This window comes from Microbacterium testaceum, assembly GCF_003075375.1.
GTDB classification, from domain to species: Bacteria; Actinomycetota; Actinomycetes; order Actinomycetales; family Microbacteriaceae; genus Microbacterium; species Microbacterium testaceum_E.
Map to the genome: position 1 here is coordinate 1 of NZ_QDFT01000013.1, position 24311 is coordinate 24311.

Genomic DNA, 24311 nt, shown 5'->3' on the forward strand with positions numbered 1-24311 from the left:
ATGGGACGCCGTGGGGCGACGGAGCGACGAGCGGTGGGACGCGTTCCGGTGCACCGACATTCGCGCAGGCCCCCACCGGTGGGTCGTCCGGGACTCAGCCGGGCGGCGGCGGATTCTCGGGCGGCAACGAGGGTCCGGGCGAGTACGGCCCCTTCCCCCTCGACGTGCCGCACGCCGACCTGGGCCCCAGACCTCCCATCGACCTCGGATCGATCCCGCCGAGCCCGACACCGGACGGCCCGCTCAACGGGTCCCCCACGCTGCCCGGTGTCATCCCGGCAACGCCGGGATCGGGCGTTGCAGCCGGCGGACCCGGAGCCGGACTCGGCTCAGGGCTGAGCGCCGGGCTGATCGCCGGTGGCGGCGGCGCGGCGGCGCTCAGCCGTCTCGCTCGCGGCGCCGGAGCCCCCGGCGGCAGCCTCTTCGGCGGCGGCACGTCGGCAGCGACCGCGTCGAGCCGCGGCGGAGGACTGCTCGGGAAGACCTCGCCGGGAGCCTCCGGCCTCGGCACGCGCGGCGTCGGCGGGCTCGCCGGCGGCGCGGCCGGCGGCGGGACCCCCGGATCCTCCACGGCGCGCGGCGCGGGTATGCGCGGGGGAACCACGGGAGCAACGGGTGGGAGCAGCCCGGCCGGCGGCGGAGTGCGCGGAGCCTCCGGCGGCGCCGGAACGGGCGGTTCGCGGGCTGCCGGCGGTGCCGGAACGCGTGGCATCGGCGGAATGGGCGGCACCGGTTCGCGCTCCGAACGGCGCGACGACATCACCCGCGGTCTCGGCGGCCCCATCGCCCCGCGCATGGAGGACGACGAGCAGGTCGGGCCCCGTTCCGAGAACGCGCAGGCCGGCGAGCGCGACGAGTGACGTCGACCGCGGCCACCCCCATCATCGACAGAAGAGGACACCATGTCTGATCGCATCCTGGTCGGCGAGGGCGCGCTCGCCCGCGGCGCCGAGGCCGTCACGGGCGCCCACGCCGACATCGCCGACAGCACCCGGCGCGTGCTCGACGAGCTCGACGAGCTCCGCGGCACCTGGTCGGGCGACGCCGCGACCGCTTACGGCGTGCTCGTGAACGAATGGACCGCCGGAGCGAACCGCCTGAACGACGTGCTGATCACCCTCAGCTCATCGCTGCGCGCCACCGCCCGCGACCAGGAGGCCGTCGAAGAATCCCACGGCGCGACCATCCAGGGCCTGGGCGCGATGCTCGGAGGCCAGCCGTGAGCGATCTGCGCGTCACTCCCGAGTCGCTCCACGCCACGGCCGCACGCCTGCGCGCAGAGAGCGCCCGCATCGACGCCGCTCTCGGCGGGCTGGATGCCGAGGTCACGCGCCTACGCGGCCAGTGGGAGGGGTCCGCCCAGGGCGCCTATGACTCCGCCCAGCGCCAGTGGTCGGCCACCCTCGAGCAGATGCGCGACGCCCTGCACCGCATCGCGAACGCCACGGACTCGATGGCCGATGACTACGTCAGCGCCGACCGCGCCTCGGCGGCCCGGTTCCGCTGACCGTCACCCACCGCCGCGGGCCCGCCCCGCGGCGACGATAGGATTTCGGGGTCCGACCGCAGGGGCTTCGGTCCGGGAAGAGGGGGCCGCGGATGGCTGACGTCATGAACGCGACGCGCGCGTTGCTGCGCCTGTCGGTGCAGAGCGAGGGGCGTCGCCTCGACATCGCCATTCCCGCGCAGGTTCCCGTCATCGAGTTCCTCCCCGGCTTCGCGCGGTCGCTCGGCGTCCTCGACGCGTCCATGACCTCCGCCGGATACGCGCTGCACCGCGCCGACGGCACGACCGTCGACCCCTCACGCGGCGCATCCGCCCAGGGCATCGTCGACGGCGAAGTGCTCACGCTCGTGCGCGGCGGACTGGTCGCCCAGCCCCGGGTGTACGACGACATCGTCGAAGCGGTCATCGACGCGACCGCGCAGCAGAACCGCCCCTGGACGACACGCGACAACGCCCGCACCGCCCTGGCCGTCAGCCTCGCGCTGCTCGGCGTCTGCGCGGTGCTCCTGCTCGCCGCCGGTCGCGCCCTGCCCTTCGGCGCGCTCGTCGCCGGGGGCGGCGCCGTCGTGCTGCTCATCGTCTCGGCCGTCGTCGCCCGCCTCGGTCAGCGCGAAGCCGGCCAGGGCCTGGGGATCGCGGCATCCGTCTTCGCCGGTGTCGCGGGTTACCTCGCCGCACCGGTGGCCCTGCCGATGTGGGGGTGGCCCATGGCCGCCGCGGGAGGCACCGCATTCGTCGTCGCGGGCATCGCGCTCGCGCTCTCCCGCGACCGCGCGGAACTGCAGCTCGCTCCGCTCGTCGCCGGTGGGGCGGTCGGCGTCGCGGGTACTCTCGCCGCCTTCTTCGACCCCGCCGCGGTCTGGACGCTGATGGTCGGCGTCGTCGCCACGCTCGGCGGAGCCCTGCCCTGGCTCGCGATCAGCACCACGCGGCTTCGCGTGGTGTCGCCGCAGAGCGACGCCGAGATGTTCGCCGACCCCGAGCCCATCGACGCCGACGACATCGCCGCCCGCGTCGCGCAGGGCAAGCGCATCCTCATCGCTCTGCGTCTGGCCCTCGCCGCCTCGGTACTGCTCGCCACCCCGCTGGTCGCCGCGCACAATGCGACCGGCGCGGTCCTGTGCGCCCTCGCCTTCGCCGGCATGATGTTCCCGTCCCGCCAGACCTTCGCCCGATCGGGTGTGCTGACCGTCATGGCCACCGGCATCCTGGGACTCGTGGTCGCGGGCGTCGCCGTCTCGCTCGCGCAGCCGGGGCTGCGCGTGGGCATCCTGATCGTGCTCGCGGTCGCCACCGTGAGCGTCGTGACCGTCACCCTGCTCGCCCCGAAGACCCGCCTGCGCCTGACCCGACTCGCCGACACGGCCGAGCTGCTCGTGCTGGCGTCGCTGCTCCCGCTGGCCGTGATCTCGTCCGGGCTGGCCTGACGTGGCCACCAAGGGGGATCTGATCGAGGCGCAGAACTTCTCGCGCCGACGCCTGCTCACCGCCTTCGTCAGCGGCGCCCCCGGCGGCAAAGAGCTGCAGCCCGCGTCTCCCCTGCGCGCCGTGATCGCCGCGATTTCGCTGTCGGTGCTCGTCGTCCTGGTCGGAGTGTTCTACGGGCTGATCCGTCCCGGGCTTCCGACCGGGTGGGAGAACGGCAAGCTCGTCCTCGTGTCCGACACGGGCGCCCGATTCGTCACCGTGGACGGCGTGCTGCACCCGGTGATCAACACCGCCAGCGCCCGCCTGCTGCTGCCGGCCAACGACTACGCCGTCATCTCGACCGATCAGGCCACCCTCGAGGGCACGCCCGTCGGCGAGACGCTCGGGATCACCGGCGCCCCCGACGAGCTGCCGCCCGCATCGGGGCTGCTCAACACCGGCTGGAGCGCGTGCGTCAGCGACGACAGCGGCATCGACGTGCGCATCTCGGCCGCGGCGGGCCCCGCACCCGCGACCGATCGGGCCGTCGTCGTGTCGGTCGACGGCATCCTGCACGTCGTGCAGGGCGACCGCAGTTTCGCGGTCTCGAGCGAAGACGCGGATGCCGTGCTGCGCGCCGCGGGCATCTCGTCGCTCTCGCCCCTCACCGTCCCCGCGGCGTGGCTCGACCTCTTCACCTCCGGTACCGCGCTCACCCCCATCACCCTGCAGAACTACGGGCAGGATGTCGCCGGCACGTCGCTGCGCGTCGGACAGGTCGTTCGCCAGGCCGGCGCCGCAGACGACGAGCGCTTCCTCGTGCAGACCGGCGGTGTGCTCGAAGCCCTCTCGCCGCTCGCGTGGCAGCTGTACCAGCTCGGCAGCGGCAGCGCCCTGGGCGGACAGGTGACCGAGGTCACCGCCGACGAGATCCGCAGTCTGCCCACCGCTGCCCAAGGACTCGGCGACGACTGGCCGCGCGTCGGTTTCGAGACCGTCGCGGCGGGCCAGCGCCCCTGCGCGGTGCTGCAACCGGGCGAGGGCCAGGCCGTCACCGCGCTGGCCACCCAGCCCAGCGCGACCGCCGTCGCCGCGGGCGTGCGCGTCGACCCCAGCCACGGTGCGCTCGTGCGCGCGGGCGGGCGCGGCGATCAGAGCGCCAGCGTGCTGACCCTGGTGGATGCCACCGGCACCGCGTTCCCCCTCCCCGGCGCGACCGACGAGACCGTCGCCCGCCTGGGGTACGGCACCGGTGACGTCGGGGCGATCGCGGACGGCTGGACCGCGCTGCTGGCCACCGGCCCCTCCCTGAGCGAGAGCGCCGCCCAGCGCACGCCGGAGGCGAAGTGACCGCTTTCTCGCGGGCCGCGGCGGTGCTCGTCGCGGTCGGCGTCGGGCTGGCGGCGACGCCGCTCCCCGCCGAGGCGGTGGGGCCGGCATCCGGGATCCGCTCCGCGACGAACGAGCAGTGCACGGCCGACACGAAAGTGACCCAGACCCCGCCCGCGCTCGAGACGCTGCAGAGCGACGCGGCGTGGGCCCTCACCCGCGGGGCGGGGGTGACCGTCGCCGTCGTCGACTCCGGGATCGCGGCGAACCCGCACCTGGACGCGGTCGTGGTGCCCGGAGTCAACCTGGTGCCCGACGGCACCGACGGCTCGGGACGCACCGACCAATACGGCCACGGCACCGTCATCGCCGGGCAGATCGCCGCCCAGACGATCGCCGGCTCCGGCGTTCAGGGACTCGCCCCGGCGGCGAAGATCCTGCCGATCCGCGTCTACGCGGGCGTGTCCGACCAGGTGCGCGAGGCCGGGTTCGGACCGAGTACCGCGCGGATGGCCGAGGGGATCCGCGCCGCCGCCGACCGCGGGGCGCAGATCATCAACGTCTCGATGAGCACAACAGAGAAGAACGGCGCCCTCGCCGACGCCGTCGCCTACGCCGCCGAGCGCGGCAGTCTCGTCGTCGCCAGCGCGGGCAACCGCGACTCCGACGCCGCCGTCGAGATCGACGAGAACGACGGGCCGCGTTACCCGGCCGGGTTCTCGGGCGCGATCGGTGTCGCCGCGACCGGCACCGAGGGCACAGTGACCCAGGCCAGCATCCACGGCACGCACGTGCGCCTGGCCGCGCCGGGTCAGCAGATCGCCTCGACCTGGCCGCTGGGCGGGGACTGCGTCGTCGCGGCGAACGAACCCGCCACCAGCTACGCGGCGGCCTACGTCTCCGCAGCGGCGGCTCTGGTGGCATCCGCTCATCCTGACGAGACTCCCGCGCAGTGGGCGTACCGGCTCGAGGCGACCGCCGTGCGCGCGCAGCCGGACGCGCGCTCGAACACCTCGGGCTGGGGCGTCGTGCAGCCCTACGATGCGATCGTGCTCGTCCCCGGGTCGGGACTGCGGGGCCCGCAGAGCCCCTTCGCGACCGGCACGCCCACCGCGACGCCGACGGCCACGCCCGGAGCCGTCGCCGTCGTGATCGGACCGGGACCGGATGCCGAAACCATCCTCACCGCGACCGGCATCGGTCTCGCGGGTCTCGTGGCGCTGGGTGGGATCGGCGTCCTCGCCGTGTACGTCAGCCGCCGGCGCGAAGAGACGTCGCCGCGACGCCAGCCGCCGCCGGGGCGCGGGCTGTACGGACGCGAAGCGGGCGAGTAGCGCGGGCGGGCGCTCGCGCGGGTCCTGTCGCACAGGCACGTAAGCGCACGGGGGGCGGTCGCGCGGGGGTAGGCGCAGGCGTAGGTGCGGGCGCGGGCGCGGGCGCGGCGAGACTGCACGTGGCTGACAACTCGGTGACATCCTGCAACCGAGTTGTCAGCGAGACGCTGTTTCGCGGCTCGCGGCGCCGACGGGCGAGCGGCACGCCGCAACCGGTGTGGCGGCGGGTGAGTGCGGGCGTGAGAGCGGGCGCAGCGCGACTGCGGCGCGGCTGCGGCGCGCAGGCGTCCCGAGACTGCACGTGGCTGACAACTCGGCGACATCCTGCAACCGACTTGTCAGCGAGATGCCGTCTCGCGGGCCGGCGGCGCGGGCCGGCGGCGCGGGCCAGCGCCGCCCGGGCCGAAAGGAGGGCGCGGGCGGGCAGCGTGGGCGCGGGCCATGGGCGAAGCGAGACTGCACGTCGCTGACAACTCGGCGACATCCTGCAACCGAGTTGTCAGGGAGACACCGTCTCGCGGGCTGGGGCGCGGGCGGACGACCGTGCGCCGCGGCGCAGGAGAGCGAGCGCGCACCGCGGCGGCGCACGGCGACGCGCACAGCGCCGCGGGTCGCGACGCGCGCAGCGCCGCGGCTCAGGACGAGGCGGCGGGCCGCAGCTCGAGGTGCGCGTCGCCGAGGCGGAACCGGCCCGGGGCGACCGCCGTCGATCCCGCGGCGATGCGTTCGGTCCGACCGTCGTCGTGGACGAGCGTGACGCCGTTGGTGGAGTCGAGGTCGGTCACCGTCCAGCCCGTGACGGTCCACTCCAGCCGCGCATGCTGCTTGGAGACCGTCCGCGTGTGGTCGGCGATCGGGACCGCCTGCACCGACTCATCGGAGGCGACGGGCTTTCGCCCGAGCAGGACCGCACGGCTCGTCAGGGGCACGCGGGTGCCGTCGGGAAGATCGAGCGTCCACTCCCCGCGGCGCCGGGAACGGGGGCGAACGGTCTGCGTCTGCTCCTCGACCGGCGCCGCGGACTCGCCCGCTCCTGCGCCGGCGGTGGTGTCTGTGGAGTCGGTGGTCTCGTCGACCCGATCGGTGGTGGGGGTGGGCGTCGCCGCCGCGGCGTCAATAGGACGCTGCGTCATCGCGGGGGTGCCGTGCGTGTCGGCGGATGCCGCCGGCTCGACGGGCGCTGACCGCTCGGCGGATGCCGCCGGCCCGACGGGCGCCGCCGGCTCGACGGGCGCGGACGGCTCGGCGGATGCTGTCGGCCCGACGGGCGCGGACGGCTCGACGGATGCTGTCGGCCCGACGGGCGCGGAGGGCTCGACGGGCGCTGCCGGTTCGACGGATGTCGCCGGCTCGACGGATGCCGTCGGCTGGGCGGGCGCCGTCTGGGGTGTCCGGCGCAGTGAGGTGGCCTCGAGGTCGGCGGAGAGTTCCGTCGCCGCGGTCCGCGGCGAGCGCCGTGTGGGGACGTCCGCGCCCTCCGGAACAGGAGGCGACGCGGCTGCCGACGCCGGAGCGGTCTGCGGCGTCCGGCGCAGCGAAGTGTTCTCGAGGTCGGCGGGGAGCTCGGCGGCGGCCGGCGATGGCGCACGGCGCACCGACGTGCTGTCGACATCGGCAGGAAGGCCCGCCGACGGCGCCCGTCCCACCGACGGCACTGCGGCGGCCGTCGCGTCCTCGGAGGGCGCATCCTCGGAGGGCGCGTCCTCAGCCGCGGGGCGGGCGGGCACGATCTCGACCGGCCCGGGAAGGACGACGGGTGCGGGCGCGACGACGGGCTCGGCGGACGCCGCACGCACCCCGGCGGCAGCCGCGACCGTGCCGGGCACAGCCGTGATCGGACCCGCGGGCGCGGGGGGCGCGGACACCTCGGAACGCCGCTGCGGTCCGGGCGCGGGGAGCTCGGCATCCGTCCCCCTCTCGGGAGCGCCCAGGACCTGCGCCCACACCGGGGGGAACAGCAGCGCGAGGGCGGTGGTGCCGGCGCCGCGCCCCACGGCCGTCCCCAGACGATGAGCGGCACGCGCCTTGAGCACGAGGGCGTAGATGTTCACGACCGGTATGACCAGCAGCACCGCACGCACGGGGTCGATGCCGCCCAGCCGGAAGATCTCGGCGTCGTTCACGAGCGGCACCCAAGCGCGCCACCGCTCGGCTCCCCGCGCATCGAACACGCGTGACAGGCCGATGGCGTACCAGACGTGCAGCGCGAGCGCGGGCACGAGCAGGGCGGCGGCGATCGCGGCGATCAGGCTCAGAACCAGCATGCGTCCTCCGTCGACGGTCCCCTCGACGCTACCGTGCGTCGCCGTTCGGCGCGGCCCCTGTGGATCGGATGCCCCCGCGTTCGAGCAGACGCGATATCGCCGAGGGCGGCAGCCACGCCGGCTCGGCCACGTCGACCCGGCGCGCGGGACACGACGTGCACCGGACGTATCGCACGCGACCCTCGCTCGTGACATGCGACGACTCCGTGATCCACGCGTGCTCGTGGACGGATGCCGCTCCGGCGGCGAGGACGAGGCGTGGGGCGGTCATGGACCCCGCGGTTGACGAAGCACGACGGCGAAGGATGGCACCTGCACTATCGCGACGGCGACGAGGAGCTCCCCCGCGTGCTCGCCGCGGTGATCTCGGTCGGCACCTCGCTGCACCTCGTCACCCGCGGCATGGACCGCCTGACCCGGTGCGCGGCGGAGCCGTGCACGCGGGTCGTGGTCGACGTCACCCGCAACGGTCGGCAGCGCTACTGCTCGGTGCGCTGCGCCAACCGCGCCGCCGTGCGGCGTCACCGGGCGCGCGGCTGAGCCCTCAGACGTCGGGCGTGTGCAGCCGCGCCAGGTACCGGTCGACGCGCAGCGGTACGCCACCGCGATCGGCAAGCGACACCAGGACGATCACCGCGGTCGTCAGGGGGATGGTCCGCGCGGCCGGTCACGTCAGAGCGGCATGCCGAAGACGTGACGCACGGTGCCGCCGCCGAGGTCATCGGCGATGCGCCGCATGCCGAGGTTCACGGCGACCCGTTGCGAGGCGATGTTGTCGGGGTGAGTGATCGCGACCAGTTCGTCACTGATGGCGTGGTCGCGGGCGAAGTCGCGGCAGGCGGCGGCGGCCTCGGTCGCCAGCCCCCGGCCCTGGTGCAGCGGGACGACGTGGTAGCCCACCTCGAGCCTGCGCACCCCGTTCACCCGCTGCCAGGTGAGTCCGCAGTCGCCGACGAACTCGCCGACGTGGGTCTCGATGATCCAGAGACCAAAGCCGTGTTCGGCGTAATTGGCCTCGTTCCAGCGGATCCAGCGGTCCGCGTCCTCGCGGCTCTTCGGCGCGGGGTAGAACGTCATCACCACGGGGTCGCCGAGAAGAGCGGCCATCGCGTCGAGGTCGTCGCCGCTCATCTCGCGGAACCGGAGTCGATCGGTGGGCGGCGGCGGCATCCGGCCAGCGTAGCGAGGGTGCGTAGCGGCGCAATCGACCGCAGCTCCCATGCTCTGGGAGTCTGAACGTATGAGGACCCACCCCTTCACCGATGTGCGCAGCATCGTCTTCGATGTCGGAGAGACGCTCGTCGATGAGACACGGATGTGGTCCGAGCTCGCGGCAGCGGCGGGCGTCACCTCGTTCACGCTCATGGCCGCTCTCGGCTCGCTCATCGAAAGGGGAGGGGACCACCGCGAAGTGTGGAGACTGCTGGGGGTGGAGAGGCCCGTTCTCGACGTACAGATCGACACGGTTGATCTGTATCCGGATGCCCTCGCCTGTCTAGCCGGCCTGCGGGATGCCGGTTTCCTCATCGGCGTGGCGGGGAATCAGCCGGAGGGGGTGGAGGTCCAGCTCCGCACGGCCGGATTCGCGCCGGACTTCATGGCGTCTTCGGCCGCCTGGGGCGTGTCCAAGCCCTCGTCTGCATTCTTCGCGCGGGTGACTCTCGCAGCGGGAGTGCCCGCATCGGCGATCCTCTACGTCGGGGACCGCCTGGACAACGACGTGCTCCCCGCCCGCGCGGCCGGCATGCGAACAGCCTTGATCCGCCGCGGGCCGTGGGCCGTCATCCAGAGCCGCTGCCCGGAGGCCGCGCTCGCGGATGTGACGGTCGACTCCCTCGATGAGCTGCAACGAGCGGTCGGGCTGTCGCGGACCGGGCTCTGCTGACGCACTTCCTCATCAATCGTCGACGGCAATAGTCCCGTAAGAGGAGAGTTCGGCAGCCAGATGTCTTTTCGCGCGCTCGTAGCGCGTTCGCGCGGTCGAGGGGTTGATTCTCAGCAGTGACGCCGCGTCCACGATGGAGAAGCCATCCCAATGGACCAGGATGATGAGCTCCCTGTTCCTCTCGGAGAGGGTGCGAAGGGCCGCACGTATCGCCTCGCGCCGCTCGGTCGCTTCCGACGCCTCTGCCGGGTCCTCGGACGCTCCGTCCTGCACCTCGCGCGCCACGCGTTCCACGGTCAGATTCGCCATCCGTCGTCGGCGGTGGTGGTGATGCAGAACGTTGCGTGCGACCCCGAAGCTCCACATCCGTGCCGCGACAGCCTCGCGCGGCAGATGCTCCCGCCGTCTCCAGATAACGACGAACGTCTCGCTGAGCAGATCGTGGTGCTCGGTGGCGGCCCGGCGGATGAAGTAGCGCAACAGGTCGGGGCCGTTCGCGTCCACGACAGTTGCGGCCCACTCCTCGGCCGTCATCCCCGTGCTCACCGAAACGGACCCGTGCACGTATCCGTGCTGCCCCACTGCGATGCGGCGCCTTGCAGCTCGGTGGGCAAGCGTCGCTCGACCACGGGCAGGATCGCCAATTTGAACGAGATCGCGTCACGAGTCTCCTGGGTATCGACAGCCCAGGTTTCTCCAGGTTGCGGTGCTCGCGGATTCTCGATCGCTTGGTCGTAGATGTCCTGCCCGACTCCGTCCCAGGACGTCTCTCGGAGTGCCTCGGCGACCCGTTCTTCGGTCGGTGACCTCTCTTCTTCCCCGATGTGCACGGCCCACGAGCAGGAAACGTTCACACCCGTCGATGTCGTATAGCGAATGGGAATCACGACGTCCGGGTCCACGCGCACGCCACCCATACCCAACCAGACGGGCACCGCGAGCGCCGCCCCCGTGGTGACCGCGACAGCAGCGAATGCCACGGGAACCAGGAAACGCCGTTCGGCGAATCGTGGGCCGTTCGGGGCCGTGGAAGAAGCACGATGCCAGGCCTCGTCAACGACGCGCGCCAGCAACCTGTCATCCAGCCGTCGCGCGGGATCGCTGGCTCCCACTTCTTCGTCGCTGGCACGCATGATCGACCCTTCGCGGCACCGGCACACCCGGCGCTCAACCCTTACATGCCGCGTCGGGCTCCATCCGTCTCAATCTCGTCGGCCCCGCTAGCGGGGACCCGAGCACGGTCGGCTCTCGTCAAGAGCTCCTCCAAGAGCTACGGTCGGAGAATGTCGACCACGCAGCCGATCGAAGAAACCGCGGCGCTGCGGCCTCGTCGCCGCCTCAGCCGCGGACTGATCCTCATCGCGGGCGTGGTTCTCATCCCGTTCGCCCTGGCGCTGATCTTCACCAGCTACCACACGGTGACCGAGGAGTCGGCAGTGCGCCAGGCTTTCGCCCTGGCCGCCGGGCAGACGATCGCCATCCTCACCGCGATCGCCGTCGTCGTGGTGACGGCCGTGGAACGGCGGTGGCGCGAACTGCCCCTCTTCGTCGTGATCGCCGTCGCCGTCATCTCGTCGGCGGTCAGCTCGCTGACGAGGACCGGCGAGCAGCTCGTCCAGCTGCTGTCCACAGTCATCTGATCGCGGCGCGGCGCGCGCAAGAGGCACCCGCGCGTCCCTGTCCACCCGTCGCGGAACATCCATGCCAGCGCATACGTTGCTGTCATCACCGACGACAGGAGACCCCATGGCCGACGACCTGACCGTGACCCGCAACGACGACGCGGGCCGATACGAGATCCACGTGGGCGACGAGCTCGGCGGGTTCCTCGAGTTCGAATCCGCGGGCGACCGCGTCGAGCTCCCCCACACCGAGATCGACCCCGCTTTCAAGGGCAAGGGCCTCGGCTCGCGTCTGGCGAGCGAGGCGCTGACCGACCTCGCGCGACGGGGCGACACCGTGATCCCCTCGTGCCCCTTCGTGGCGCACTACCTCGGCGAGCACGACGTCGAGGGCCTCTCCGTCGAGTGGCCCGAGGGCGCCGGTCAATCGTCGTGACCCGCCTCGACGTCGCGCCGCCGGCATCCGAGGGTCCCGTCGACTGCGACGGCCCGCGCGCGCTCGTGGTCGCCGCCCGCGAGGTGCCCCTCGGCGGGGTGCGCGGCATGGAGGTCCACCGGACCCTTCCCCACCGCTCGCTGCCGATGGTCGGGGCGTGGTGCTTCCTCGACCGCTTCGGACCGCAGGACACCCTAATGCGCGTCGAACCGCACCCGCACATCGGGCTGCAGACGGTGACGTGGCCGATCATCGGCGAGGTCCGGCACCGGGATGCCGTGGGCAGCGACGTCGTCGTCCGCCCCGGCGCCCTGAACCTGATGACCAGCGGCGCGGGCATCGCGCATTCCGAGTACTCGGTCGGCGAGGGGCCGATCCCTTTGGACGCCCTGCAGCTGTGGGTGGCCCTGCCCGAGGACCGGCGTCACGGCGCCCCCGCGTTCGAACGCCACGAGGATTTGCCCATCCTCGACCTCGGCGACGGGGCCGACGCGGTCGTCGTCATGGGTGACCTGGGCGGCGTGACCTCGCCGGCGACCGTGCACACCCCCATCGTCGGAGCCGAGCTGCGCCTGCCCGCCGGTGCCACCGTGCGGGTCCCGCTGCATCCCGAGTGGGAATATGCCGTGTACGGCATGACCGGCACCGCGATGGTCGAGACGGGGGTGGATGCCGTCGACGCCGACGCCGCGAGGCGCCCGACCTCAGCGCCCGAGGCGGGGCCGACGGCATCCGTCGATCACACCCGCCTGGTCTACGTGGGCAAGGGACGCGACCACCTCGAGCTGCGCAGCGACGAGGGTGCCCGGGTGTTCCTGCTGGGCGGGGAGCCGTTCGAGGCGGACATCGTGATGTGGTGGAACTTCGTCGGCCGCTCGCACGACGAGATCGTCGAGGCACGTGAGGCGTGGGAGGCGCGGAGCGAGCGGTTCGGCACCGTGGTCGATCACGGCCCCGAGCGGATCCCGGCGCCGCCCCTGCCGGGCGTCCGGCTCACCCCCCGCAAACGACGCTGAATACGAGAACGCGGCGCCCGAGCCGGAGCCCGGGCGCCGCGTCTCCCCGATGATCAGCGCTTGACGTAGATCGAGGTGGTCGTGCGCGACCCCTCGACCGTCGCGCTGCCGGCGTAGACCGCCGTGACGCGCTGCACGCCCCGGGTCTGCGGGTCGACCGTGATGGTGGCCGTACCGTTCTGCAGGGTGGCGACGTAGTCCTTGCCGCCGACGGTCACGGTGACGTCGCCCTGGGCGGCGGGACCAGCGGTGGGCTTGACCGTCACGGTGAGGACGAACGGCTCGCCGGTCGTGCCGACGCGCGGGCTCGGGGTCACCGAGATGCGCGACGAGACGACGACGGGGGCGCCGTTGCTGTCGGCCGTACCGCTGAGCCCGGTGGCCGGGTCGGTCGCGGTGACGCGGACGCTCAGGGTGGTGCCCTGGTCGGCGCGCTGCACGCGGTACGTCGCCCCGGTGGCGCCGTCGATCGGCTGACCGTCGCGCAGCCACTGGTACGCGGTCGTGACGTCGGCCGGATCCCACGTGCCGGGGGTCGCGGTGAGCGTGCGCCCGACCTTGGCCGTGCCCGACACCGTCGGCGCCTCGACCACGACCGGAGCCGCCTCGCCCGAGTCGACGGTCAGCACCGTCTGCACGTCCGAGTCGCCGTACTGCACGACGCCGAGGTAGCGCGTGTTGGCCGCGAGACCCTGCCACGACAGCTCGTACGAGGTCGCCACGCCCTGCTCGACGGGCAGCGGGTTCGGCGTCGCCGTCAGCTGCCCCTCGCCACCCGGCGTGACGTTGACCGTGGTCATGTCCCACGTGAACGGCCCGGTGAACGAGTACAGGTTCGCCTCGATCAGGTACGTGCCCGGGGTCGGGTTCGGCAGCGACACCTGCTCGTCGGCCGAGGCCGTCGCCGAGGTGAAGCGCTCGTAGTACCGCAGGTCGTCGGGGCTGACGACGCGCGACACGAACAGGTCGAGGTCGCTGCCGGTGTCGTCGGACGAGTCGAGCGTGAAGCGCGAGAGGGTCGTCCCCTCGGGAACGTCTACCGTCCACCGCACGTAGCCGTCGGCGTCGCCCGAGTCCTGGTCACCGGAGTGGCCGTCGACCGGGTTGGCGGGGTCGGTCAGCAGCGTCTGCGCGGCCAGGCCCGAGAGCGTCAGCGGCAGCTCGCCGCCCACACCCGGGAGCACCTCGACGCTCGTCGACCCGGACAGGCCCGTGCCCGACACCTCGGCCGGAGCCTCGGCCGTCGCGGGGCGCAGCGCGATGGGCGAGCGCACCTGCGTGTCGCCGCTCGTCCAGGTGAGGAAGCCGGTCGTCCACTGCTCGGCCGGGGCGGTCGTGCGCGAGAAGGTGACGGTGAAGGACTTCGACTCGCCCGCGGCGCCGAACTCGAGCGTCGACGGCTCGACCACGGCATCCACTCCGGGAACCTCGACGGATGCCGAGAAGGTCCCCGCCTGCGTCGAGGTCACCGTACGGGTGACGGTCTGGGGCTTGGCGAGCGAACCGATCGAGATCGACGCGAGGTTGAGGTCGCTGCCGTCGATGGGCTCGACGCCGAAGTCTTCGAGGCCCTTGCCCTGCAGGAAGGCAGCCCAGTCGGCGGGCTCGTTCAGGTAGAGCAGGCCCGGGTCGAAGTACTTCGTCGGGTCGACGTGACCGGCGCCCTGCGCGAAGGGATCCTGAGCGGGAGCACCCTCGACGTCGACGGTGTCGTACGCGGTGGTCATCATCGCCGACTTCACCTCGGCCGGGGTGGCCAGGGGGCGCTCGCCGAGGTACAGCGCGGCGAGACCGGCGACGTGCGGCGACGACATCGACGTGCCCGAGAGGAACTCGAACGTCGGCGTGGCACCGGGGGCGTTGGCCGCGGCCGCGAGGATCGCGACTCCGGGCGCCGACACGTCGGGCTTGAGGATGTCGCTGCCGTCGGCGAGCATCGGTCCGCGGCTCGAGAAGCCCGCGACCTGCGGCGTCGGTGTGGTCTCACCCGTGACGTTCTCGCCCACGAGGGTGGCCGTGGCATCCGCCGTGCCCCGCACGTAGGCGAGCAGGGCGTCGCGGTAGCGCGCGTCGATGTGGACGGTCGGCACGGAGTGGAAGTCGTTGTCGACCGAGGCGGGCGTGACGTTCACGAGGATCATGCCCACGCCGCCGGCATCCTTGACCGCCTGCGACTTCTCGACGCGGGCGTTCTGGCCGCGGTCGCACACGACGATCTTGCCGGCGGCCTGCGCCGGGTCGAGCGATCCGAGCAGGCACAGGGCCGCATTCGCGGGATCGGTTCCGGATGCCGCGATGTCACCCGCGTACACGACCGGTGCCGTGACCTCCTGGCCCGCGGGCACCGAGACCGAGGCGCCGGCGGCCTGGAACCCGTCGGGCAGCTTCACCGTGCCCTCGTAGGTCGGGATCGTCGAGGCGGCGACCGTGGTGTACCAGGGCGACGCGTGGTCGGCCGTCGAGGCGCCGGGGCCGGAGTTGCCGGCCGACACCGCGACGAATACGCCCGCGGCGGCGGCGTTGAAGAACGCCTGGTCCTCGATCGCGAGGGTGCTCGTGGCGGCGCCGCCGCCGATCGAGTAGTTGATGACGTCGACGCCGTCATCGACCGCGGCGTTGATCGCGCCGAGCAGGTCGCTGAGCGCGCACACGTCGTCGGTGGTCACGAGAGGGTCGGGGCCGGCCCAGCACGCCTTGTACGCCGAGACCTTCGCGGCGGGGGCGACACCCGAGATCGCGCCGAAGTCGATGCCCTCGACGTCGGCTTCGACGCCGTTGTTGCCGGCCGCGGTGCTGGCGGTGTGCGAACCATGGGCGTCACCGTCGCGGGGCGAGAGGTAGTCGGCCTCGAAGGTGAAGCCGGTGGCCGCCGCGCCCTCGCCGAAGTAGCGTGCGCCGATGAGCTTGGTGGAGTAGTCCGACAGCGACCAGCCGTTGCCCTCGGCGACGCGCGGGGAGCGGAAGTCGGTGCCGTCGCCCTTGCGGTACACGACGTCGTTGCCGTCGAGGTAGGGCTCGTCGCCGGGGGTGGTGCCCAGCTGCTCGCCCGCGAAGGCGGGGTTCTCGGGCGCGATGCCGGTGTCGACGACACCGACCACGACGCCCTCGCCGGCCGCGTCGATCCCACCGACCTTCTGCCACACGCCGTTGTCGCCCTCGAGACCGAGGAACTCGGTGGACGGGACGGCCGCGGGGTGGCGGATCTCGTCGGGAACGACCTTTTGCACGCCCTTGGTGGCGGCGAGTTTGGCGGCCTGGTTGGGGTCCATCGTGGCGCTGAAGCCGTTGACGGCGATCGTGTACGAGTAGTCCGGCCGGACGCCCGCCTCGTCGGCGACGTCCTGCTGGCGCTGCTCGAGGAAGGCCGAGTAGCGCCGCGCCTCGGGCGTGCCCGTGTCGAGGTTGGCGTCCTCGGACTTCGTGGCCTCGAGGCCCGCTTCGCCGCCGCCGTAGGTGGCGACGGGCGCCTCGTCGAGAACGACGATGTAGCGCCCGGTGGCGGATTCGATGGGTGTGGGTGGGGTCACCCCCTCGCCCACTTCGGCAGCCTGAACGGCGGTGCCGCCGGCGACGGTGAACAGTCCGGCCAGAGAAATGGCCGCGACCGAACGCAGGGTTCGACCCATGGTGCGCTCCAAACGGGGGGATGAATTGAGCGATCTGCGCGACATCGGTGGCGCGCGTTGGTCAAACATAGCTCAGGGCGAATTCATCGCAAACGCATTTCTTGAACTCGGTCTGGCGCGGAGCCGGTCCGAAGCCACGTCAGCCGCGCGTCCGCACCGCCAGCCGCGCCCACCCGCGCGCCGCCAGCGCCACGAGGGCCCCCGCGACGACCCACGTCAGGAACGCCCCGAACGCCCCCGCGACGAAGAGGCCGAGCACGAGCGCCGCGACCACCGCGACGACGATCGTCAGTGCGGTCGCGACGAGCAGCAGGGCGGCCCGGAACGGATGCCGCCGGAAGCTGCGCGGACCGTCGAGTGCACCGGCATCCGCACCACCCGCCGGCGAGGCGACGACGAACGCCACGAGCAGGCCGACCGCCCCGGCGAGAGGTGACAGCACCGTCAGGGCGCCGACGACCACGAGGGCGACGATCACCGCGGCGAGGGCGCGGACGATCCGGGGGCGCCGGGCCCCCGGCGTCCCGACCAGCACGAGCGTCGTGGCCCAGAACGCGACGAGCGCCACCGCCGACGCGGCCGCGAGCGCGACGAACTCGACCCCGATCGCGGGAGTGAGCCCGGGCAGTACCAACAGCGCCTGCACGAGGGCGTGGACGAGGACGACCCCCGCGGCGGCCGCGGTGCGCCTCACGAGGCGACTCCGGCCGCGCGGTCGATGACCTCGCTGACGCTGCCGTCGAAGACCACCTTCGACGACACGGTCACCGTGACGCGGTCGGGGTCGGACCCCGGAGAGGAGGCCGCGACGTCATCGCCCGTGCTCGTGGTTCCCGTGCAGGCGACCGAGCCGTCGTCGCCGCGTGTGCAGGTGGGGACGTCCTGCAGGGCGATGCCCTGCTCTTGCAGCACGTCGATCGTCGCGAAGCGCACCTCGGTCAGGTGGTTGCCGCCGACCGGGGCGATCGCGGCGATCTGCGAGCACCCGGCCAAGACGGCCACCGCCATCAACGGCGCGATGGACAGGACGCGCCTCACAGCCCGCGCTCCTTCTCGTAGGCGAGCAGCCGCGCCCGCTCGGTGACGTGCTGCGCCTCGAGCTGCGCGTCCGAGATGACCGACAGGTCGAAGGGCGCGGGCAGCAGCAGTTCGGTGTTGCGGTCCAGCGGCGAGCCGCGGCGCATCAGGGGCGTCTCGGCCCAGTCGTTCGCGGCGAGTTCGCGACTGCGGCTGGCGAGGTCGGCGATCGAGCCCGACGAGCCGGGCACCGCCGGCGACGAGTGGTCCAGCACCGTCGTGAACAGCGACAGCGTGCCGTCCCGGTTGTCGACGAGCTCGACGACCTGCTGCTGCTGGGGGAAGTCGATGCACGACGCGGTCGTGATCTCCCAGAACCCGCCGGTATCGGTGGTGTGGGCCAGGATCTGGTTCAGGTGGGTGTGGCCGTTGAGCCACCCCACCACCACCGGGAACTCCTGCAGCAACGCGATGAACTCCTCGGCCCCGTACAGCTTCTCGTCGGCCCCCGGTCGTGTCGCCCGGTTCTCGAGCGTGAGGCTGTTGTGGTGGCTGAAGATCAGCGCGAGCACCTGGTCGCGCTGGGCGATCTCGAGCTGCGCCCGCAACCACCGCATCTGCGACTCGGGCACCGCGCCGTCGGGACCGGCGACCGCGTTGCAGGTGTCCAACCCGAACGCGCGGACGCGGGGGCTGAGGTCGGCCTGCCACCACGTCTCGCCCGACGCGAGGTTCTGCGCGGTGAAGCCGTGGCCGATCGGCCCCGGGGTCGGCTGGGTGCGGAAGTGCTCGGCCATGAATTCGCGCTGCTCGAACAGGTAGCGTTCCCCGTTCGCCGGCACCTGCCGGAACCCGGGACTTCCGGATGCCAGCCCCAGCGCCGCGAGCGCCTGCGACAGCACGCTCGTGCTCGACGCCCACCCCTCGAGGGCGGTGGCAGCCGTGGCATCCACCGAATACGACTTTCGTCCGCCGACGGCCAGGGCGCGCAGCTGCGGGCTGATGTCGAAGGTGCCGAGCAGCAGTGTGTCGTGATTGCCGTACACCGCGTACCAGGGGGCGGGCAGGCCCACTGATTCGACCTTCGCGGCGATCGCCTGCGCGAGCAGGTCGGGCAGCCGGGGAAAGCCGTAGTCGCCGAAGGCACCGCCGCGCGGGTCGCCCGGACGATACGCCCAGGTCGCCTCGCTCCAGGCCTGCACGCCCTGCCACTCGGGGCCGCCGGTGGCGGGGTCGACGGCCAGGCCGTCCATCAGGTCGATGTACCAGCGCAACTCGAGGTGGGAGTGCATGTCGGCGCTGTCGCCCGTGACGATCGCCGCGCTCATCGGGGCTCCGGTCAGCGGGCTGTACCGCGCGTCCGAGAACGCCTGCACCATCGCCGCGGTCGCGTGCGGGCTGAGGGGGTCCTGCGGGTGGAAGGCCGAACCCCACGCCGAGTGGTCCTGCACGATCATGGGTTCGATGCGACCGGGCGACTGCGCCTCGATCACGTGCAGGTCGGAGAGGTGGCCGAGGTACAGCAGCGACCGCCGGGCCGCGGTGCGGGCGGCCGACGGTGCCCGCCGCAGCACGTCGATGCGGGGCAGGTACGGCTCGCCCGGTCCGGTCGTCAGCGCGCGGTAGCGCCCTGAGACGAGGCTCCCCTGACGGATGGTCTGCTGCAGGGTGGTGGGGATGCCGGCGGCGAGCGCTCCGGGCGCGGTGGCGGCGCGCGCGGATGCAGCCGAGAGCGTGTCGAGTCCGATCCCCGTCGCGGCGGCGGCGGCAGCGGCGACGTGGAGGAACTGACGGCGGGACAGTCCGGTCACGAGTTCTTCCGTTCGGGCGGAGGAGGGACTCGAATCTAGCGCCTCGGCGCCTCGCCCGTCGAGCGCGCCGCTCAGTAGGTCGGGGCCGCCGGAAGGCCGAAGAACTCCTCGAGGGTCGTGTAGCCGCCCTCGTGATACGCGCGCGCCAGTTCGGGGCCGATGTAGCGCTGGTGCCAGGCCTCGGGTTCGTAGCCGCTGACGCTCTCGCGCCCCTGGGCGTAGCGCGTGATGAAGCCGAACTCCCACGCGTGCTCGCGCACCCACGCGCCCTGGGTCGAGGCGGCGACGTCGTCGAGGGTGCCGCACGAACGGTCGCAGGGCACGATGTCGACGGCCAGGCCCGACTGATGCTCGCTGTAGCCGGCGCGGGCGCTCTCGCGGTCGGCCTCGGCCACACCGCCCACCGCGACGCGGCCGGCGTAGGTGGACTGCTGCGTGGAGTACGACCGGAAGGCGCTGAGGTAGCCGATCTCGCCCGCCCCCGCGTCGGATGCCGCCTTCACCATCGCCGTCAGGGCGTTCGCCGCCGCCGCGCGCAGGGCCGAGTCCTCGAGAGCGCGGACGTTCTGCGGCATGATCAGGTCGCCCGCGCGGTAGTCGAGGGGATCGAGCGGGCGCTGCTTGTTCACGACGACCCACTCGCGGTTCGGGTCGCTCAACGAGACGCACGGGGCGATTCCGGATGCCACCGCCGCACGGAACGCGCTCCCCCCGCCCGCGGCAGCGAGGGCCGCCGCGTCGTCCCCAGCCGCGAGGGCCGCGGTGAACGCGGGGTCGTCGCACGGGGTCGCGGTGGCGGCGACGGCCGACACCTCGGGCACGGGCAGCCCCGCAGCCGGGACGGCGGGGGGCCCGGCGGCGACGGCCGTCAGGGCGGCATCGTCGACGGTGGCGGATGCCGTGGCATCCGCTCCGGATCCGGCCACCGCGCCGATGACGAGAGCGGAACCGATGAGGATCGCGATCGCGGACCCGGCGGCGATCGCGAGCCGGCGACGCCGACGCGCGGGCAGGGACGCGAGGGCCGCGCCGGCGGCGCGCAGGCGTTCGAGGACGCCGGGGCGAGGGTCACCGGATGTCGGCCGCGGCGCTCGTCCGACGCCGGGCGACACGGCGATCGCGCCCGTCGCGGCTTCGCGCAGCTGTCGGCGCGTCGTGGGTTCGGCGGGTGCCGGCGGTACGACCGGCAGAGAGAGCGCCGCCGTCGCCAGACGCTCGGCCTCGGCGCGCGCGGCGCGGCGGGGCGAGAGCTCGGGATCGGGGGACGTCACTCGACCCATTCTCTCCCGCGCGCCCGCCCGGGTCGACCCCCGCCGGGTGAGTCTGCCCCCGGCGACCGGGTGAACGGCCGGTCTTCGGAGGTGAGGTCCAAGCGCTTGCGCCCGAGTAGAACATGTGTTCGACTATCGGCATGAGATGGCAGGGACAGCAGTTGGGCGTCGACGACGCGGCGGCGCTGCCCGGCCTCGAACGCATGGACGGCCTGGTGCGGTCGGTGACCACGCCCGAGTTCGCCGACATGACGTTCCACGAGGTGCTGTGCAAGAGCGCGCTGAACCGCGTGCCGGGCGCATCGGCCATGCCGTTCGACTGGACGGTGAACCCGTATCGGGGCTGCGGTCATCAATGTGTCTATTGCTTCGCCCGCAAGACCCACGAGTATCTCGATCTCGACTACGGGGCGGACTTCGACTCGCAGATCGTGGTCAAGATCAATGTCGCCGACGTGCTGCGCACCGAACTCCGACGCGGTTCATGGGCACGCGAACCCGTCATGCTCGGCACCAACACCGACCCCTACCAGCGGGCCGAGGGCCGCTACCGGCTCATGCCCGACATCATCGGCGCCCTCACCGAGAATGCGACGCCCTTCTCGATCCTCACCAAAGGGACGCTCCTTCGTCGCGATCTCCCCCTGCTGACCGAAGCGGCCCAGCACGTCAGGGTGTCGCTGGCGATGTCCATCGCGGTTTTCGACGACGCGCTGCAGCACGCCATCGAGCCGGGCACACCGAGCGCCGAGGCGCGACTCGAGACGGTGCGCGCCGCGACGGCGGCCGGATTCCGGGTGACGGTGTTCCTCATGCCGATCCTCCCCCACCTCACCGACTCCATCCCCGCGCTGGACGACGCCCTCGCGCGCATCCGCGCCGCGGGGGCCGCACGCGTCGTCTACGGGGCGCTGCACCTGCGGCCGGGGGCGAAGCAGTGGTTCCTGCAGTGGCTCGAACGCGAGCACCCGCACCTGGTGTCGTCGTACCGGGGCCTGTACCCGGGCGTTGCGTCTCAGGCGCCCAAGGCGTACCGCACGTGGCTCGGGCGGCGCATGCAACCGCTGCTGCGTATGCACAGACTCGACGGGTGGGACGAGGACGACCACCCGCGGGGCCGCCCGCAACCGGGCCTCGCCGCCCGCTCGGCGGGGCAGGTCGTCGCCCCGCGCGGCCTGGGACCCGTGCGCGGCACCGGGGGAACGGCATCCACTCGCCCGCGCGTGGCACCCGCGAGCGAGCCGACGCTCTTCTGACACCGCGCGCGCCACCGTTCATCGGCGCCATTTCGCACGACTCAACGCACGCCGCACCCGCCCCCGCCACCGCCTCGCTCGACGCGCCCTTCTCCCTCCCTCCCCCCGCGCGTCATCGGCGCCAAATGGCACCACCCAACGCGTCTCACGACACTTTGACGCCACCCAATCCCCACTCCCCCGCCACCGTCGCCTCGCTCGACGCGCCCTTCTCCCTCCCTCCCTCCCGCGCTTCATCGGCGCCAAATGGCACCACCCAACGCGTCTCACGACACTTTGACGCCATTGAAGATCGCGCCCGGGGGGGGCGACGGGCAACCAGCGGAAGCATCGTAGGGAAGCACGCGAAAGCCCCCGGCCGCGGTGACGCGGACGGGGGCTTTCTCGGGTGGGATTACGCCGTGACGTTCGAGAGCTGTCGACCCGACAGCTCCTCGAGCACGTCGTCGCCCAGCTGGGTCTCTTCGAACGGTGCCTCGATCTCGGCGCGATCGAGCAGCTCGGTCATGCGACGGCGACGCTGACGCGTGATGAGCGTGACGACGGTGCCGCTACGACCCGCGCGACCGGTACGGCCCGAGCGGTGCAGGTACGTCTTGTACTCGTCGGGAGCGTCGGCCTGGATGACCAGGTCGATGTCATCGACGTGGATGCCGCGGGCGGCGACGTCGGTGGCCACGAGCACGTTGACGCGACCCGAGGTGAGCTTCTCGAGGTTGCGCGTGCGCTTCTGCTGGTTGAGGTCGCCGTGCAGGGCGACCGCGGCGATCCCGGCGTCGTCGAACTGCTCGGCGAGCATCTCGGCGTACGCGCGGGTGCGGGCGAAGACGAGGGTCTTGCCCTCGCGGTCGACGAGCGAGTCGAGGATCTGCGCCTTGTCGCGGTGCTCGATGACGAGTACGCGGTGCTCGATGGTGCTCGAGTCCTGGTCTTCACCGGCGACCTCGTACACGGCCGGCTCCACGAGGAACTCGTCGACCAGGGCGGCGACCTCGCGGTCGAGCGTGGCCGAGAACAGCAGCTTCTGGCTGCCCTTCGCGGTCGCGCGCAGGATCCGCTGCACGGGCTCGAGGAAGCCGAGTTCGCACATGTGGTCGGCCTCGTCCAGCACGGCCACCTGCACCTGCGAGAGGTCGAGCTTGCCCTGGTTGAGCAGGTCCTCGATGCGACCGGGGGTGCCGATGATGATGTCGACGCCCTTCTTCAGCGCACCGACCTGACGCGCCTGGGGCACGCCGCCGTAGATCTGGGTGGTGAACAGTCCGACGCTGCGCGCGATGACCTGCACCGTGCGGTCGATCTGCAGAGCGAGCTCGCGGGTGGGGGCGAGGATCAGCGCCTTGGGGGCGCGACCGAACTCACGTCGCTGACCGGCTTGCGCGCGCAGGATGCTCTCGACGAGCGGAGCGCCGAAGGCGATGGTCTTGCCCGAACCCGTGCGACCACGGGCGAGGACGTCGCGGCCCTCGAGGATCGGGGCGACGGTGGCCGCCTGGATCGGGAAGGGCTTCTCGGCCCCCAGGCCGGCGAGCGCGCGGACGATGTTGTCGCCCAGACCCAGCTCCGCGAATCCGGCGCCGGTCACGGTCGCCGCGTCCACGGCCTCTGCCTGCAGGCGCTCGTGCACGACGTCGACGCGCTGCTCGTGCTCGGCGGAGCGCTGCGGCGTGGCGTTCCAGTCGCTGCGGCTGGGGGCGTCGGAACGGCGGGGACGGTCATCGAACGAGCGCGCCGGGCGGTCGCTGCGGTCGAACGAACGCGCCGGACGATCGTTGCGGTCGAACGAGCGAGCCGGACGGTCGCCGGACTCGCGACGGGGGCGCTCGTCGCGGTCGAATGAACGCGCGGGACGCTCGGTGCGGCCGAACGAACGAGCCGGACGGTCGTCGCGGTCGAACGAACGAGCCGGACGGTCATTCCGATCGAACGAACGCGCCGGACGATCGTTCCGGTCGAACGAACGAGCCGGACGGTCGTCGCGATCGAACGACCGCGCGGGGCGATCGTTACGGTCGAACGAGCGAGCCGGACGGTCGTCGCGATCGAACGACCGCGCGGGGCGATCGTTACGGTCGAACGACCGCGCGGGGCGATCGTTACGGTCGAACGAGCGAGCCGGACGATCGCTACGGTCGAACGAACGAGCCGGACGGTCGTTCCGATCGAACGAACGAGCCGAACGCTCACCGGCGTCGCGACGCGGACGCTCGTCACGGTCGAACGAACGCGCGGGACGGTCGTTCCGATCGAACGAACGCGCGGGGCGATCGTCGCGTGCCGACGAGCGGATGGTGCGGGCCTCGTCGCGACCGGCGCGCTCCGAGGAGCTCCACCGGCGCTTGTCGGGCGCGCCCTCGGCCTCGGGACGGTAGCCGCGGTGGCCGGGGCTCTTGCTCCCGGGCTTGGTGCCGCCCTCGGCACCGGGACGGCGCTTGCGGTCCTGGAACGAGGTCTGGGCGCCGTAGCGGGGCTCGAAGTTCTTGGCGGCGCGGCCGCCGGCGGGCTTCTTGTTCTTGGGCATGGGGGACTT

The 24311-nt window shown here is 72.5% G+C and carries 20 protein-coding genes and 2 pseudogenes; 12 read left to right on the forward strand and 10 right to left on the reverse strand.

Annotated features, from left to right (window positions below; translation table 11 throughout):
• The 6 genes and pseudogenes from DC432_RS16370 to DC432_RS07055 all read left to right on the forward strand — a co-directional run.
• A pseudogene (locus DC432_RS16370) lies at positions 1 to 860 on the forward strand (hypothetical protein); the annotation flags it as partial.
• A gap of 42 nt (positions 861 to 902) precedes the next feature.
• Positions 903 to 1223, forward strand: a complete 321-nt coding sequence (locus tag DC432_RS07035; RefSeq protein ID WP_108320755.1) for a WXG100 family type VII secretion target — start codon at positions 903 to 905, stop codon at positions 1221 to 1223.
• Positions 1220 to 1507 carry a WXG100 family type VII secretion target gene (locus DC432_RS07040; protein ID WP_165801213.1) on the forward strand — a complete coding sequence of 96 codons (288 nt, stop codon included), beginning with the start codon at positions 1220 to 1222 and terminating at the stop codon, positions 1505 to 1507. Before DC432_RS07035 ends, DC432_RS07040 begins: the two co-directional genes overlap by 4 nt.
• A 92-nt stretch (positions 1508 to 1599) precedes the next feature.
• Entirely contained in the window at positions 1600 to 2934 is a 1335-nt protein-coding gene (gene eccD / locus DC432_RS07045) for a type VII secretion integral membrane protein EccD (RefSeq protein ID WP_116537261.1), read from the forward strand.
• A 1-nt stretch (position 2935) separates the two neighbouring features.
• A complete protein-coding gene (gene eccB, locus DC432_RS07050; RefSeq protein WP_116537262.1) occupies positions 2936 to 4264 on the forward strand; it encodes a type VII secretion protein EccB in 1329 nt (442 codons plus the stop codon).
• Entirely contained in the window at positions 4261 to 5577 is a 1317-nt protein-coding gene (locus tag DC432_RS07055; protein ID WP_165801214.1) for a S8 family serine peptidase, read from the forward strand. The genes eccB and DC432_RS07055 overlap by 4 nt, the downstream gene beginning before the upstream one ends.
• 635 nt (positions 5578 to 6212) lie before the next feature.
• On the opposite strand, the gene DC432_RS07060 is transcribed toward DC432_RS07055, so the two are convergent.
• On the reverse strand, positions 6213 to 7841 hold the full coding sequence (locus tag DC432_RS07060; RefSeq protein ID WP_116537264.1) for an FHA domain-containing protein: 1629 nt from the start codon (positions 7839 to 7841) through the stop codon (positions 6213 to 6215).
• 276 nt (positions 7842 to 8117) lie between these two features.
• Between DC432_RS07060 and DC432_RS07070 the strand changes: the two are divergent.
• A pseudogene (locus DC432_RS07070) lies at positions 8118 to 8381 on the forward strand (CGNR zinc finger domain-containing protein); the annotation flags it as partial.
• Positions 8382 to 8513: 132 nt separating this feature from the next.
• Here the strand turns inward: DC432_RS07070 and DC432_RS07075 are convergent.
• Complete coding sequence (locus DC432_RS07075; RefSeq protein ID WP_116537265.1) at positions 8514 to 9011, reverse strand: GNAT family N-acetyltransferase; 498 nt, start codon at positions 9009 to 9011, stop codon at positions 8514 to 8516.
• Positions 9012 to 9060: 49 nt separating this feature from the next.
• On the opposite strand from DC432_RS07075, the gene DC432_RS07080 reads away from it, so the two are divergent.
• On the forward strand, positions 9061 to 9726 hold the full coding sequence (locus DC432_RS07080; protein ID WP_243393063.1) for an HAD family hydrolase: 666 nt from the start codon (positions 9061 to 9063) through the stop codon (positions 9724 to 9726).
• 12 nt (positions 9727 to 9738) lie between these two features.
• Here DC432_RS07080 and DC432_RS07085 read toward each other — a convergent pair whose 3' ends face one another.
• Both DC432_RS07085 and DC432_RS07090 read right to left on the reverse strand, forming a co-directional pair.
• Positions 9739 to 10260: an RNA polymerase sigma factor gene (locus tag DC432_RS07085; RefSeq protein WP_133177900.1), complete on the reverse strand. Its 522-nt coding sequence runs from the start codon at positions 10258 to 10260 to the stop codon at positions 9739 to 9741.
• Positions 10261 to 10268: 8 nt separating this feature from the next.
• Complete coding sequence (locus DC432_RS07090; RefSeq protein WP_133177901.1) at positions 10269 to 10859, reverse strand: hypothetical protein; 591 nt, start codon at positions 10857 to 10859, stop codon at positions 10269 to 10271.
• A 150-nt stretch (positions 10860 to 11009) separates the two neighbouring features.
• On the opposite strand from DC432_RS07090, the gene DC432_RS07095 reads away from it, so the two are divergent.
• The 3 genes from DC432_RS07095 (at position 11010) to DC432_RS07105 (ending at position 12800) form a co-directional block, all read left to right on the forward strand.
• Positions 11010 to 11366: a hypothetical protein gene (locus tag DC432_RS07095; protein WP_116537268.1), complete on the forward strand. Its 357-nt coding sequence runs from the start codon at positions 11010 to 11012 to the stop codon at positions 11364 to 11366.
• 106 nt (positions 11367 to 11472) lie between these two features.
• Positions 11473 to 11784 carry a GNAT family N-acetyltransferase gene (locus DC432_RS07100; protein ID WP_116537269.1) on the forward strand — a complete coding sequence of 104 codons (312 nt, stop codon included), beginning with the start codon at positions 11473 to 11475 and terminating at the stop codon, positions 11782 to 11784.
• Positions 11781 to 12800, forward strand: a complete 1020-nt coding sequence (locus tag DC432_RS07105; RefSeq protein ID WP_116537270.1) for a pirin family protein — start codon at positions 11781 to 11783, stop codon at positions 12798 to 12800. Before DC432_RS07100 ends, DC432_RS07105 begins: the two co-directional genes overlap by 4 nt.
• 53 nt (positions 12801 to 12853) lie before the next feature.
• Here DC432_RS07105 and DC432_RS07110 read toward each other — a convergent pair whose 3' ends face one another.
• The 5 genes from DC432_RS07110 to DC432_RS07130 all read right to left on the reverse strand — a co-directional run bounded on the left by DC432_RS07110 (position 12854) and on the right by DC432_RS07130 (position 20525).
• Entirely contained in the window at positions 12854 to 16426 is a 3573-nt protein-coding gene (locus DC432_RS07110; RefSeq protein WP_165801215.1) for a S8 family serine peptidase, read from the reverse strand.
• A 139-nt stretch (positions 16427 to 16565) separates the two neighbouring features.
• Entirely contained in the window at positions 16566 to 17120 is a 555-nt protein-coding gene (locus tag DC432_RS07115) for a hypothetical protein (protein ID WP_116537272.1), read from the reverse strand.
• Positions 17117 to 17464: a hypothetical protein gene (locus DC432_RS07120; RefSeq protein ID WP_116537273.1), complete on the reverse strand. Its 348-nt coding sequence runs from the start codon at positions 17462 to 17464 to the stop codon at positions 17117 to 17119. The genes DC432_RS07115 and DC432_RS07120 overlap by 4 nt, the downstream gene beginning before the upstream one ends.
• Positions 17461 to 19254, reverse strand: a complete 1794-nt coding sequence (locus tag DC432_RS07125; RefSeq protein WP_116537274.1) for a TIGR03767 family metallophosphoesterase — start codon at positions 19252 to 19254, stop codon at positions 17461 to 17463. Before DC432_RS07125 ends, DC432_RS07120 begins: the two co-directional genes overlap by 4 nt.
• A gap of 71 nt (positions 19255 to 19325) precedes the next feature.
• Entirely contained in the window at positions 19326 to 20525 is a 1200-nt protein-coding gene (locus DC432_RS07130; protein WP_165801216.1) for a M15 family metallopeptidase, read from the reverse strand.
• A 140-nt stretch (positions 20526 to 20665) separates the two neighbouring features.
• Here DC432_RS07130 and DC432_RS07135 point away from each other — a divergent pair, with 140 nt between their 5' ends.
• Positions 20666 to 21781: an Rv2578c family radical SAM protein gene (locus DC432_RS07135; protein WP_116537276.1), complete on the forward strand. Its 1116-nt coding sequence runs from the start codon at positions 20666 to 20668 to the stop codon at positions 21779 to 21781.
• A 394-nt stretch (positions 21782 to 22175) separates the two neighbouring features.
• Here DC432_RS07135 and DC432_RS07140 read toward each other — a convergent pair whose 3' ends face one another.
• A complete protein-coding gene (locus tag DC432_RS07140) occupies positions 22176 to 24302 on the reverse strand; it encodes a DEAD/DEAH box helicase (protein ID WP_116537277.1) in 2127 nt (708 codons plus the stop codon).
• Positions 24303 to 24311 lie beyond the last annotated feature (9 nt).